Genomic DNA, 12,693 nt, shown 5'->3' with positions numbered 1-12,693 from the left:
TATCAACATCAATGAGTTATAAATATGAATACCAAATTGGCAGATAACGTTTGCGTTCTAATCTATAACCAATTATTACATTCTCTTCCCTTGCTAACCCTTTTAATGGCCCCATATATTCCATACAATCGAATCAAATAAATGAATAAGCGTCACCGCTAATGGAGCACAAATGAGCGACGTAAAACACAGCCATCTTTTAATCCTTGGTTCCGGTCCTGCTGGCTACACTGCCGCAGTTTATGCTGCCCGCGCAAACTTAAATCCCGTTCTGGTGACAGGTATGCAACAAGGTGGTCAGTTAACGACAACAACTGAAGTTGAAAACTGGCCTGGCGATCCTGAAGGCTTAACTGGTCCTGGTCTAATGGATCGAATGAAAGAGCATGCTGAACGCTTTGAAACTGAAATTCTTTTTGATCACATCAATGAGGTTGATTTCAGCAGGCGCCCTTTCCGTCTCAAAGGTGATAGCGGTGAATACACATGTGATGCGCTTATTATTTCAACAGGTGCCTCAGCTAAGTATTTAGGTCTAGAATCTGAAGAAGCATTCAAGGGCCGTGGTGTTTCGGCTTGTGCAACTTGTGATGGTTTCTTCTACCGTAACCAAAAAGTTGCTGTTGTTGGTGGTGGTAATACCGCAGTTGAAGAAGCACTTTACCTTTCGAACATTGCTTCTGAAGTTCACTTAGTCCACCGCCGTGATAGCTTCCGCGCTGAAAAAATTCTAGTTAAACGCCTAATGGATAAAGTAGAGAATGGCAACATCATTCTTCATACTGACCGTATTTTGGAAGAAGTCGTTGGTGACGACATGGGTGTGACGGGCGTGCGAATCAAAGATACTCAGTCAGACAATATCGAACAAATTGATGTGATGGGCGCATTTATTGCGATTGGCCACCAGCCAAACACCTCAATCTTTGAAGGTCAGCTAGAGATGAAAGACGGTTACATCATCGTTCAATCCGGCCTAGAAGGTAATGCAACACAAACTAGCGTCCCTGGTGTTTTTGCCGCTGGTGATGTCATGGACCATAACTACCGTCAGGCGATTACTTCTGCCGGTAGTGGTTGTATGGCGGCACTGGATGCTGAGCGTTACCTAGATGCACTTGCTGATAACAAATAGCCTGTATCAATACCACTACCGAGCTAAGTTTAAATAATATTTTTCATTTTTGGCTCAAAACCTTAAAGCCCTGCGGTATTCCCGCGGGGCTTTCTTTTGTATAATGCGCAACTCCAAAACTTTATAATAATTCTCATTAAGCCTTCACGATGGATAAAAAGAAACAAAGCAGCTTGAATCAATGGCTCAAGCAGCAAAGTAAGCTCGCCAAGCGGTGGCTTATGACTGCTGTTGGTCTCGGTGTTCTTTCAAGCATATTCCTTTTAGCTCAGGCCGCTCTGCTTGCAACAATCTTGCACCAACTAATTATCGAACAAGTTGACAAATATGAGTTGGTCCCTTATTTCCTTGGCTTAGTTGCCGTGGTCGGAGTACGCTCCCTGTGCTCTTGGGGACGCGAAATCGCTGGTTATCGATGTGGTGAGCAGATCCGTGTTTACATTCGCCAATTGATCTTGGATAAGCTACGCGAACTCGGCCCAGCTTACATTAAGGGTAAACCTGCGGGGGCTTGGGCAACTCTTTTGCTTGAACAAGTCGAAGATATGCATGATTTTTTTGCTCGCTACCTACCTCAAATGTCGCTTTCTGTGCTAGTTCCGTTTGTCATTTTAATTGTTGTCTTCCCTGTTAACTGGGCGGCAGGTTTAATTTTCTTGGTTACAGCTCCTTTGGTTCCACTGTTTATGGCATTGGTGGGAATGAAAGCCGCTGACGCGAACCGCAAGAACTTCAAAGCTCTACAGCGTTTATCCGGTCACTTTTATGACCGACTTCAAGCCATGACAACTATACGCTTATTCGACAGAACTGCGGCTGAAACCGAAGTGATGCGCGGTGCATCTGAAGTATTTAGAGTTCGCACTATGGACGTACTAAAAATCGCATTTTTGTCGTCTGCAGTACTTGAGTTCTTTACTTCTATCTCAATTGCCTTAACTGCGGTTTACTTCGGCTTTGCCTTCATCGGTGAACTGAACTTTGGCGACTATGGTGTAGGAGTTACATTATTTGCTGGATTATTTATCCTTGTTCTTGCACCCGAATTTTACCAACCTTTGCGCGATCTCGGCACTTTTTACCACGCGAAACAGCAAGCTGTTGGCGCAGCAGAAAGCATTGTTGAGTTCCTAGAAACAGATGTAGAGACAGTTCGCTCTGGGTCAGCGCAGCTTTGCGAGAAGGACTCTGTCGCCATCACCGCAAAAGATCTCGAAGTTTACTCCCCTGAAGGGCATAAGCTTCTTGGCCCTGTCAGCTTCACATTGTCATCTGCGCAGACAACAGCACTTGTTGGCCCAAGCGGCGCGGGTAAAACGACTTTGGTCAATGCTATATTGGGGTTCTTGCCTTACAAGGGCTCCCTGACGATTAATAGTATTGAACGTACAGACCTCGACCTAAACAACTGGCGAAGAAAAATAAGTTGGGTAGGCCAAAACCCGTTGCTATTGCATGGTTCCATACGTGACAACATCACGCTTGGTAAAACGAACGTGAGTAACGAAGTAATCAAGCAAGCACTCGAAGAATCTTACTCTGCAGAATTTGTTAACCAACACGGGCTTGATTATGCCGTCTCGGATCGCTCAGGTGGTTTGTCGGTTGGGCAGGCTCAACGCTTAGCATTGGCACGTGCAATGGTGCAAAACGGTGATTTTTGGTTGCTTGACGAACCAACAGCGAGTTTAGACGCGCGTAGTGAGCGACTGGTCATGCAAGGCTTGAACAATCAAATCAAAGGCAAGACCACTTTGATGGTCACCCACCAGCTTACACCACTAAAAAATGTCGGACAGATCCTAGTCATGAAAGATGGTAAGGTTGTTCAATCTGGACAGTTCAGCGAACTTGCACAAGCTGATGGCTTGTTCCGCGATATGCTGTCGTCAAACCAAGCGCTTATCCAGGCAAATAAGGGGAACTTAGATGCGTGATTTACTTCCCTACTTAAAGTTATATAAAAAGCATTGGTTTGGTCTTTCACTTGGAATGCTATTAGCCTTTCTAACCTTAGCGGCATCAATTGGCTTGCTTACTCTCTCTGGCTGGTTCCTATCAGCGGCGGCGGTTGCTGGCCTAACCATAGCAAGAGAAACATTCAACTACATGTTACCGGGGGCATTTGTCCGTGGTTTTGCAATGGGCAGAACTGCTGGTCGTTGGGGTGAACGGGTTGTGAGTCACAACGCAACGTTTAAGCTCCTAACCGACTTACGTGTCTTTTTCTTTTCTAAGCTCGCACCACTGATCCCAGGCCGCGTATCTAATCTTCGCGATGCAGATCTATTAAACCGTCTTGTAGCCGATATTGATGCTATGGACCATGTCTACTTAAGACTGGTTAGCCCAATGATTGTCGGCACTCTGGGGATCTTGGGCCTAACAGCCCTCGTAAGCTGGTTTGACTCACAACTAGGCTTATCCCTTGGGGCAATTATGTTTACAATTTTGCTTACTTGGCCCGTTCTGTTTTACAAACTGGGTAAACGCAACGGCGGTGAATTAACGCAAAACAAAGCGGATTTACGTATCGCTACCCTAGATTGGATACAGGGATACAGTGAGCTCACGTTGTTTGGTGCAGAAGAACGCTACCGCAATGCGATCCTAGATACACAACAAAAACTGCTCAAAAATCAGTTTTTTAATGCTCACTTTTCTGGGCTAGCGCAAGCCTTACTGTTGCTGGCTAACGGCTGGACGATTGTGCTAATGCTTTGGTTGGCGGCTGACGGTGTGGGCGGCAATACTCCAGATCCGATGATCGCTCTGGTCGCGTTTGCCACAATGGCGAGTGTTGAACTTTTGATGCCAATTGCTGGCGCGTTCCAACATCTAGGCCAGACACTAACTTCAGCTCGCAGGCTTAATGATATTACTCAATCAGAACCTGACGTTTATTTCCCTGAGAAAGATACTGAGCATGATCAGCAATTTTCAATCGAATATAAAGGGGTCTCTTTCCACTACCCTGATGCAAACAACGATGCCATTAAACGCATCGAGTTAGCGATTCCAGCGCAGCACAGAATTGCGATTGTCGGTCAAACTGGCTCTGGCAAATCGACCCTTCTACAATTGCTCAACCGCTATTGGGATGTTCAACAAGGCTGCATCGAAATCTCGGGTAAGCCAATTCAACATTGGAGTGAGAGTCAGCTTCGCCAAACCATTAGCGTTGTGAGCCAACGTGTCGATATTCTTAACGGCTCACTGCGTGACAACCTAGCCATGGCTAAACCGTTAGCAGATGACGATGAACTTGCTCAGGTTCTGTCTAAAGTCGGGCTGGCTAAGCTTCTCGACGAAGCAGGTTTAGACACATGGCTCGGCGACGGTGGTCGACAGCTTTCCGGCGGTGAAAAGCGCCGCATTGGTATTGCGCGTGCCCTACTACACAATGCCCCAATTCTGCTACTTGATGAGCCTACCGAAGGTTTGGACAAGCGGACAGAGCAACAAATAATGCAACTATTTGAGCAGCATTTTGTTAGCAAAACTGTGGTGTTTGTTACCCACCGTTTGGTTGATTTAGACAAGATGGATTCAATTTGTTTAATCGAGCAAGGTGAAATTGTTGAGCATGGCAGCCATCAAGAATTGATGGAACGACAAGGTCGCTACTTCGCACTTAGTCAGACACTGTAAAAAATAGCTAAAATGCCCCAGCCTGCGCTGGGGCATTTTGTATAGTTATATAAATATGCTTTAAGAGAGTTTCCATGTCTGAAGATCGAGATGGTCCTATCCCTAACCCGTGCATCCGTCACTGCTGCTTGGATCAAGATGACATTTGCTTAGGCTGCTATCGTTCATTGGACGAAATACTACGATGGTCACAATCAACCAATGAGCAAAGGCACGAGATATTGAGAGCCTGTACTCAACGTAAAGTCGAGCGAAAAGGTCGTTGGACTTAGGCCAGATAACTAGCTTTGAAGCTTTAGTGATGGATTTGTTGGCCAGTATACTCTCTTAGAGACTCCAGCCGCATTGGTTTAGCAAAATAGAATCCTTGGTAAACATCGCAACCTAATTGTCTTAGCGCTGCGACTTCTTTTGAGGTCTCGACCCCTTCTGCAACAGTACCTAATCCAAGCTGCTGTGACATATGTAAAACACTCGCAAGCATAGAGTAAGATTTGTCATTTGAGAGCATATCAGAGACAAAACTCTTATCTATCTTAACTTCGCAGATTGGTAAGTGCTTGAGTAAGCTCAGCGATGAATATCCAGTGCCAAAATCGTCAAGTGAAACTCGAATCGAATGTCTTTTCAACTCCCCAAGCAGAGCAGTTATTTTGTGTAAGTCTTCAACAAATACACTCTCTGTTACTTCGAGGATTAACCTCCGTTGTTCAAACTTGTATTTATGAACCAATTTGAGTACTTTGCTTACAAAATCCTCACTATTCAACTGTTTGACAGAGACATTGATCGCTACATCAAACTGACAATTGGTGTCCTTAGCCAGTTGACTCATGTCAGACAACGCACGCTCCAATACAAAATCCCCTAGTCGCGGCATAAAACCGCAGTTTTCAGCGACAGCGATGAATTTGTCTGGTGGTATAGGGCCTAACTCAGGGTGTTCCCATCTTAGCAAAGCCTCGACACCTCTAAGCTCTTTCAGGGCATTCACCTGTGGTTGATAGACTACGAACAATTCGCTACGGTCAATCGCGCCTTTTAAAGCAAGTTCAATCCTGCTTCTTTCAATGTACTCATGCAAGAAACGCTCTTGATAGAAAATTACGCTACTACGAGCTTTTTTTGCCACTGCCATCGCTAATTCAGCATTTCGTTTTACTTCATCCCCGCTGAACTCACCACCTAAGTTAACAGCAATGCTGACGCTGCAAGTCAGATCAATCTCTAACTCACGAAAGGCAAACGGCTGTTTAAACGTGTCACAAAGTCGGTCCCCTAGCCTAGTAAGGTAGGTTTCATCTGTTGAGTTTGTCAGTAAGACGAATTCATCACCACCAAAACGATAGAGTTTGTGCTCACTATCAATGCATTCTTTGAGCCTGTAAACCACTGACTTCAGCACTGTGTCTCCCGCTTGGTTACCAAAATTGTCGTTGATCACTTTGAAACCGTCGATGTTTAAACTAAGTACGCTATAACTGGCCGGCGGTAGGAAAGATGAGAGCGCTTTGTCGAAGCTAAATAGATTCTCTATTCCAGTAAGATAGTCGTGGTGAGCCTGATAACTGAGCTCTTCTTGTTTTCTTCGCTCGTTAGTCGCAATGCTCCTAAACAAGAAAAACATCACAACAATTCCAATCAAATATAGTAATACGATGACGGGTAATTGAGAAAGAAAGCTACTGATGACAACCCTTTTCTTCACTTCTGTTGCCACCCAAAGCCCATATTTGTCAATGTATGTAGCCGCCGAGATAGAGCGCCGCTCAGGGTGGTCTAATTCGTGGACAACAACGTGACCAGAGGACTTAATTTCCTTTATGCTTAACCCCGTCAAGCGTTGAAGTCTAGCAACACTTAAGTCAACATCTCGTTGCCGTATTTGGTACTTGTAAACAGACCTATCATAAATTTTTTCTCGTGGTGCGATTTGGAAAAATCTATCCTGCTCACGATAAAGAAAGATATCGTACTCTTGCCCTTCAGTGGTTTTACTGAAGGTTCTAAAATAGTGAAAGCCATTTTTTAAAGAAACAGCGATCTCCAATACGAACATGGGCTCTCCTGTATCTCCAATCAAAAGCTTGCGAAATGGGACGATGAGCTTGTCCAGTTTTTCGTGATAATAGGTCCGCCCAATGACGGTGCTTTTGTTGACGAGAGCCTGTTGGAAAGTATCGCGTGTTTCAGGTTGACTAAGCAGGTTTTTGTGTGACCCCGCGACTTGAGGCGCAGTTACGATAGCGTCACCATCAACCGAGTACAAAGTAACCGATATGATGGCATTATCTAGGTCAACGGTTTCTGAGAGTAATTCGTAGGTGTCTTCATTTTCTGCATAGACGTCAAAGCTGGTCAGGTAGGTACCAACGATATCGAGGATGGTTTTGAACTGAGTTAATGAAGAGTCAAACGCCCTTGCGGTCAGGCTGGTTAGATTTTGTTGTCTCTCAGCATAGTCCCGATAGTTATTATGGTACAGATGATAAACAGCCCCAAAGGTAGCTGCTGTCCACAAAAACAGAATCAGGTAGAAGGCTAACCAAATATTCTTCTTAATAAATGCCATTTAGTCTAAATCCGTTGAACCTAATACTTTGTCTTCGCTACCTCAAGAATAGTGTAAAAATCGTTAGGCTTCTTGTGTAACTATAAGTAGTGTGCCTAAAACTGCCCCTTCAAGTTATGATTGAAAATATCAAGAAAGTTATCAATTTCGTGGAGCAAATAAAAAAGAGCAGCACTCAATGAGTGCTGCTCTTTTTAATGTCCAATAGCTTCTAGCGCTGTGTATTGCGTGCGTTTGGCTTGCCTGCACCTTTTTTAGGTTTACGGCGTGACGGATTGTTACTACGGCCACCGCCGCTGTTTACCCGCTCTTCGTGACGCTTAACTGCACGGCGAATCTTCTGACTGCGTGAGCGTTCACGTTTTCGAGATGAGTTTGCTTTGTTTTCATCAAGCAATGTCTCTCTCTCTGGGCGAAGCTCAACCAACTCACGTAGATAGTTAACCTCTTTAAGATCCAGTTCCATCCATCCACCGCGAGGCAGTTTCTTGTCTAGGTAAATGTCACCGTAACGTACACGTTTTAAGCGGCTAACCGTAGTATCTTGAGATTCCCACAAACGACGAACCTCACGGTTACGACCTTCGTTAATCGCTACGTAGAAAGTGTGGTTCATACCATCACCACCCGCGTAAACAACATCTTCGAAGCGAGCCATACCGTCTTCAAGTTCAACACCACGAACTAGATTCTTCACCTTCTGTTCATTCACTTCACCAAATACACGTACTAAGTACTCACGTTCTACTTGGCGGCTTGGGTGCATTAAGCGGTTAGCCAATTCGCCATCAGTGGTAAATAGCAGTAAGCCCGAAGTATTCGCATCAAGACGGCCAACAGAAATCCAACGAGAACCGCGGATTTTTGGCAGACGATCAAAAACAGTACGACGACCTTCTGGGTCATGACGAGTACACAGTTCACCTTCCGGCTTGTAGTATGCCAATACGCGACAAATCACTTCTTCCTGCGCTTTAGCAGAAACAGTGTGACCGTCGATACGCACAACTGCATTTTCGTCTTCTAGTCGTTCGCCAAGTTTAGCAACGATACCGTTCACGCTCACACGACCCGCTTTAATCAAAGCTTCTAGTTCGCGTCGAGAGCCATGACCAGCTCGAGCCAATACTTTCTGTAGTTTTTCGTTCATTTATCTACCTATGTGTCGTCTTCTCAGACGTCGAATAAACAAGTGCGACCCAAAATCGCGGTCGCACATTATCGCAAAAAGTGTGGTGAAAATCACGCACTTTTGACTATTCGAATGGAGCAGGATCACCTGAGCCAACACGGGCAATGATTGGTTCATCATTACTGAAATCAACCACTGTCGTTGGTTGCTCGCCTAAGTATCCACCGTTTAGGATACAATCAACCGCATGCTCTAGTTTGTCGCGAATGTCCTCTGGGTCAGATTCGGTCGTATCGTTACCCGGTAAGATAAGCGATGTTGACATCAACGGCTCGCCAAGCGCTTCGAGTAAGTCGAGGGCAATTTGGTTATCTGGCACGCGGATACCAATCGTCTTACGCTTGGCATTCATTAAGCGGCGCGGAACTTCCTTAGTCCCTTTAAAAATAAAGGTGTACGGCCCAGGCGTATTGTTCTTCAGCAGACGAAATGCCGTATTATCCACACGAGCATAAAGAGATAGCTCAGATAAATCGCGGCACAACAAAGTAAAGTTGTGCTTATCATCTAAACGACGAATCTGACAGATACGCTCCAGTGCCTGTTTATTTTCAAGCTGACAACCCAATGCGTAGCCCGAATCCGTAGGGTAAATCACTACCCCACCATTACGAATGATTGCTACAGCCTGATTGATCAAGCGAGCCTGAGGGTTTTCTGGGTGTACGTAAAAAAACTGGCTCATTGTAATTCCTCATTATCGAGTCTCACGACTCTATAGTTAATTGGTATTGTTCGAATCCACTGACGAAGGCTCAATACCCCAATCTTTCCATACAGGTTCAACGCCCGATGGAAGCCATAAATTTCGTCCTAACTCCATCCAAGGTGAAGGATAATGAAAGTCGCTGCCTTGAGAGGCTAATAGATTGTATTGTATAGCATAATCCGCCAAGTTGCGCCTTTCTTGTTGCCCTTGTTGAGGTTGAGCAACTTCCATCGCATCTCCTCCTGCTTCAACAAAAGCACTGATTAGCCGTTTTATCCATTTAGCGGTTAGATCATAGCGCCCTGGGTGAGCCAGTACAGCCTGCCCACCAGCGGCATGAATTGCTTCAATCGCTTCTTTCATTGTGCACCAGTTTGGCGGCACATAACCCGGATTATTGCGCGTTAGGTATTTCTTAAACACTTGCTGCATCGTTTTCGCATAGCCGTTATCGACCAACCATTTAGCGAAATGGGCCCGCGTGATTGGCGCGTCACCAGCAATTACTTTTACATCTTCGAGCACACCTTCTTGAGTTGCTTTTTCAAGGCGCTGAGCAATCATTTCAGCGCGTGCTACTCTATGATTTTTCTGTTTTACGATCAGTTCATTGAGTGCTTGAGACTCTGGGTCGATATTCAAACCTACAATGTGAATATCTTTATTCTGCCAAACGGTAGAAATTTCAATTCCGTTGATTATCCGCAATGACAGATTGTTGTCTTGGACATATTGATGCGCGGGCGCCAATGCATCGACGGTATCGTGATCGGTGATCGCTAACACATCAAGTTGAAAGCCAAGGGCTCTATCTATTAATTCATGTGGAGGCAGTCTTCCATCTGAGGCGGTCGTATGACTGTGTAAATCAATTCTCATAATTTTGTTTTTTTAGTTGACTTTTTACCCCTGCACTAGTTAACTAGTACACAAATACGAAGTACCTGACTTAAGGCTCACTATGTTACAAGACATTAACCAAAACCATAAAGCAAAACTTGCTGCTGACACTATGAATAATAGTTCAGCTGATCTTGCTTGGTGGCGCACTTGGACAAGTTCTTGGTGGGCTAACGTGTACTTCTAAATCATAGAATTCAAGTTTCAAAAGCCCGCTACCAAAGCGGGCTTTTTTGTTTTGTAATCTGTCTCACATTTAAGTGCTTAAACAATCGTCAAATTTAACCAAAACCTGATTGGGTGACCGTTTGCTTTATGCGACTATGTACGGCAGGAAGTAAAAATTTTAGAGAAAGGAGGTCTTGTGAACAAGGCCATTGAAATCAAGAAGCTAGGTAACATCGAGTTAATTCGAAGTACGGCCCCGTATGCCCAAGATCCTACGCAGCTGTTCCACACGCTATGTGAAAACAAAACCGACAGCCTGTTATTGGAATCTGCTGAAATCGACTCAAAGCAGGACCTACAAAGCCTTCTTATTGTTGACTCAGCGGTGCGCATCGTTTGTTACGGACATACGGTGACAATGACCGCGTTAACCGACAATGGTAAAAACCTGCTTTCTCACCTTACGCACAACATTAATCCGAGTATTCAACATACATTTAACGGCAGCGTACTGGTACTGGAATACAGTGAACCGTGCAACACCTTGGATGAAGACTCCCGACTACGTGAAGCCTCTTCTTTTGATGCACTGCGCTTGATTCAGCACAGCTTCGATATCGCAGAGCTGCACAAGCACGCGATCTTTATCGGTGGTTTATTTGCCTATGATTTAGTGGCTAATTTTGAGCCTTTGGGTGATGCAGCTCAATCAAACCAATGTCCTGACTACGTTTTTTATGTTGCGGAGACCTTACTGGTTGTCGATCATCAAAAGCAGTCATGTGAGCTTCAAGCTGCCCTGTTCGCCACCGACGCTTGCAAACCTGAATTAACTGCTCGTATCGAAGAGATTAGTGCCGCCTGTGCCAATTTAAAAACGCTACCAAAAGCAGTACCGGCTGCTGATACTCACGCAGAGCCAAGCATTTCTGATACTGACTTCTGTCAGATTGTGCGCGACTTAAAAGAGTTTGTGGTTAAAGGCGATGTTTTCCAAGTAGTGCCATCACGTCGCTTTACCTTACCTTGCCCTTCTCCACTGGCGGCTTATAAAGAGCTAAAACAGAGCAACCCAAGCCCTTACATGTTCTACATGCAAGATGAGCTTTTCACTCTGTTCGGCGCTTCGCCAGAAAGTGCCCTTAAGTACGAAACTCAATCAAACCAAGTTGAAATCTACCCAATTGCTGGTACGCGCCGCCGTGGTAAACGACCAAATGGCGAAATTGACTTTGATCTAGATAGCCGTATTGAACTAGAGCTGCGCACAGATAAAAAAGAGAATGCTGAGCACATGATGCTGGTCGATTTAGCACGCAATGATGTGGCTCGTATCTCTCAAGCAGGCACTCGCCACGTTGCGGACTTACTTAAAGTCGACCGCTACAGCCATGTAATGCACCTAGTTTCACGAGTAGTAGGTCAACTACGTGATGACTTAGATGCCCTACACGCTTATCAAGCTTGTATGAACATGGGCACGCTAACTGGTGCGCCGAAAATCCGCGCAATGCAATTGATTCGAGATGTCGAGGGAGCCCGCCGCGGCAGCTATGGCGGCGCAGTGGGCTATCTTACTGGAGAAGGAACATTAGATACTTGTATCGTGATTCGCTCTGCTTACGTAGAAAATGGCATCGCGCAAGTTCAAGCCGGCGCTGGGGTTGTTTTCGATTCAGATCCACAAGCTGAGGCTGACGAAACCCGCGGTAAGGCTCAAGCAGTAATCTCTGCTATTCAATCAGCACATAAGGAGTAGCATCGAGATGGCAAATATCGTTTTTATCGACAACTTCGATTCGTTTACCTATAACCTGGTGGATCAATTCCGCTCATTAGGTCACGACGTGACTATCTACCGTAACAACATCGCGGCAGAGGTCATTGAATCGACAGTCGCTAACTTAGATAACCCAGTGGTGCTGTTATCTCCAGGTCCGGGGGCTCCGTCAGAAGCGGGCTCAATGCCAGAGATTATCCAGCGTCTTAAAGGCAAAGTACCTATGATTGGTATTTGTTTAGGTCACCAAGCAATCGTCGAAGCCTATGGCGGCACCGTTGCTGGTGCGGGTGAAATCATTCACGGTAAAGTATCGATGATGGAACACCAAAACCACGACACCTATGCTGGGCTACCTTCTCCTCTTGCCATTGCTCGTTACCATTCATTAGTCGCAACCGAAGTACCATCGTCTTTAACCATCACGGCTGAAGTTGATGATTTGGTGATGTCTGTAGTACAAGAGCAAGATAAGGTGTGTGGTTTCCAATTCCACCCAGAATCAATTATGACTACCTACGGTGCAACGCTGCTAGCTAATGCCATTGAGTGGGCTCTAAAGAAGAACGACAAATAAGGAACAAGG

Annotated in this window: 11 protein-coding genes and 1 other annotated feature; of the genes, 7 read left to right on the top strand and 4 right to left on the bottom strand. The window is 45.3% G+C overall.

Annotated features, from left to right (window positions below):
• The first annotated feature begins 172 nt into the window (after nt 1–172).
• From trxB to ZX61_RS23740, 4 genes are all read left to right on the top strand, one after another.
• On the top strand, nt 173–1,135 hold the full coding sequence (gene trxB, locus ZX61_RS12945) for a thioredoxin-disulfide reductase (RefSeq protein WP_049845047.1): 963 nt from the start codon (nt 173–175) through the stop codon (nt 1,133–1,135).
• Between the two features lie 149 nt (nt 1,136–1,284).
• Entirely contained in the window at nt 1,285–3,072 is a 1,788-nt protein-coding gene (gene cydD / locus ZX61_RS12940) for a heme ABC transporter permease/ATP-binding protein CydD (RefSeq protein ID WP_049845046.1), read from the top strand.
• Nucleotides 3,065–4,786, top strand: coding sequence for a heme ABC transporter ATP-binding protein/permease CydC (cydC, locus tag ZX61_RS12935; RefSeq protein WP_049845045.1), 1,722 nt, complete (start codon nt 3,065–3,067; stop codon nt 4,784–4,786). The genes cydD and cydC overlap by 8 nt, the downstream gene beginning before the upstream one ends.
• 74 nt (nt 4,787–4,860) lie before the next feature.
• Nucleotides 4,861–5,058: a DUF1289 domain-containing protein gene (locus ZX61_RS23740; protein WP_082173481.1), complete on the top strand. Its 198-nt coding sequence runs from the start codon at nt 4,861–4,863 to the stop codon at nt 5,056–5,058.
• Between the two features lie 23 nt (nt 5,059–5,081).
• Here the strand turns inward: ZX61_RS23740 and ZX61_RS12930 are convergent, their stop codons facing one another.
• The 4 genes from ZX61_RS12930 to rnm all read right to left on the bottom strand — a co-directional run bounded on the left by ZX61_RS12930 (nt 5,082) and on the right by rnm (nt 10,138).
• The gene (locus ZX61_RS12930; RefSeq protein ID WP_049845044.1) at nt 5,082–7,358 is read right to left on the bottom strand and encodes a putative bifunctional diguanylate cyclase/phosphodiesterase; all 2,277 of its coding nucleotides are present in this window, start codon (nt 7,356–7,358) and stop codon (nt 5,082–5,084) included.
• 211 nt (nt 7,359–7,569) lie between these two features.
• A complete protein-coding gene (rluB, locus tag ZX61_RS12925; RefSeq protein ID WP_049845043.1) occupies nt 7,570–8,508 on the bottom strand; it encodes a 23S rRNA pseudouridine(2605) synthase RluB in 939 nt (312 codons plus the stop codon).
• 106 nt (nt 8,509–8,614) lie between these two features.
• The gene (locus tag ZX61_RS12920; protein WP_049845042.1) at nt 8,615–9,235 is read right to left on the bottom strand and encodes an L-threonylcarbamoyladenylate synthase; all 621 of its coding nucleotides are present in this window, start codon (nt 9,233–9,235) and stop codon (nt 8,615–8,617) included.
• A 36-nt stretch (nt 9,236–9,271) separates the two neighbouring features.
• Nucleotides 9,272–10,138, bottom strand: coding sequence for an RNase RNM (gene rnm, locus ZX61_RS12915; protein WP_049845041.1), 867 nt, complete (start codon nt 10,136–10,138; stop codon nt 9,272–9,274).
• Nucleotides 10,139–10,220: 82 nt separating this feature from the next.
• On the opposite strand from rnm, the gene ZX61_RS12910 reads away from it, so the two are divergent.
• The 3 genes from ZX61_RS12910 to ZX61_RS12900 all read left to right on the top strand — a co-directional run bounded on the left by ZX61_RS12910 (nt 10,221) and on the right by ZX61_RS12900 (nt 12,684).
• Nucleotides 10,221–10,346 carry a Trp operon leader peptide gene (locus tag ZX61_RS12910; RefSeq protein ID WP_049845040.1) on the top strand — a complete coding sequence of 42 codons (126 nt, stop codon included), beginning with the start codon at nt 10,221–10,223 and terminating at the stop codon, nt 10,344–10,346.
• Nucleotides 10,293–10,396 (top strand) — a sequence feature (Trp leader region). (Overlaps the previous gene by 54 nt.)
• A gap of 127 nt (nt 10,397–10,523) precedes the next feature.
• Nucleotides 10,524–12,086, top strand: coding sequence for an anthranilate synthase component 1 (locus ZX61_RS12905; RefSeq protein WP_049845039.1), 1,563 nt, complete (start codon nt 10,524–10,526; stop codon nt 12,084–12,086).
• Between the two features lie 7 nt (nt 12,087–12,093).
• A complete protein-coding gene (locus tag ZX61_RS12900; RefSeq protein ID WP_049845038.1) occupies nt 12,094–12,684 on the top strand; it encodes an aminodeoxychorismate/anthranilate synthase component II in 591 nt (196 codons plus the stop codon).
• The last annotated feature ends 9 nt before the right edge of the window (nt 12,685–12,693 follow it).

The organism is Vibrio sp. VPAP30, from assembly GCF_001188205.1.
GTDB lineage: Bacteria > Pseudomonadota > Gammaproteobacteria > Enterobacterales > Vibrionaceae > Vibrio > Vibrio bivalvicida.
Note: the sequence above shows the minus strand (reverse complement) of the source record. Positions and strands in the feature narration are given on the sequence as shown.

What these genes read in the sequence shown, in the direction of transcription:
- trxB (WP_049845047.1), top strand. Translation starts at nt 173, where the DNA reads ATGAGCGACGTAAAACACAGCCATCTTTTAATCCTTGGTTCCGGTCCT.
- cydD (WP_049845046.1), top strand. Translation starts at nt 1,285, where the DNA reads ATGGATAAAAAGAAACAAAGCAGCTTGAATCAATGGCTCAAGCAGCAA.
- rluB (WP_049845043.1), bottom strand. Translation starts at nt 8,508, where the DNA reads ATGAACGAAAAACTACAGAAAGTATTGGCTCGAGCTGGTCATGGCTCT.
- ZX61_RS23740 (WP_082173481.1), top strand. Translation starts at nt 4,861, where the DNA reads ATGTCTGAAGATCGAGATGGTCCTATCCCTAACCCGTGCATCCGTCAC.
- ZX61_RS12900 (WP_049845038.1), top strand. Translation starts at nt 12,094, where the DNA reads ATGGCAAATATCGTTTTTATCGACAACTTCGATTCGTTTACCTATAAC.
- cydC (WP_049845045.1), top strand. Translation starts at nt 3,065, where the DNA reads ATGCGTGATTTACTTCCCTACTTAAAGTTATATAAAAAGCATTGGTTT.
- ZX61_RS12930 (WP_049845044.1), bottom strand. Translation starts at nt 7,358, where the DNA reads ATGGCATTTATTAAGAAGAATATTTGGTTAGCCTTCTACCTGATTCTG.
- rnm (WP_049845041.1), bottom strand. Translation starts at nt 10,138, where the DNA reads ATGAGAATTGATTTACACAGTCATACGACCGCCTCAGATGGAAGACTG.
- ZX61_RS12920 (WP_049845042.1), bottom strand. Translation starts at nt 9,235, where the DNA reads ATGAGCCAGTTTTTTTACGTACACCCAGAAAACCCTCAGGCTCGCTTG.
- ZX61_RS12910 (WP_049845040.1), top strand. Translation starts at nt 10,221, where the DNA reads ATGTTACAAGACATTAACCAAAACCATAAAGCAAAACTTGCTGCTGAC.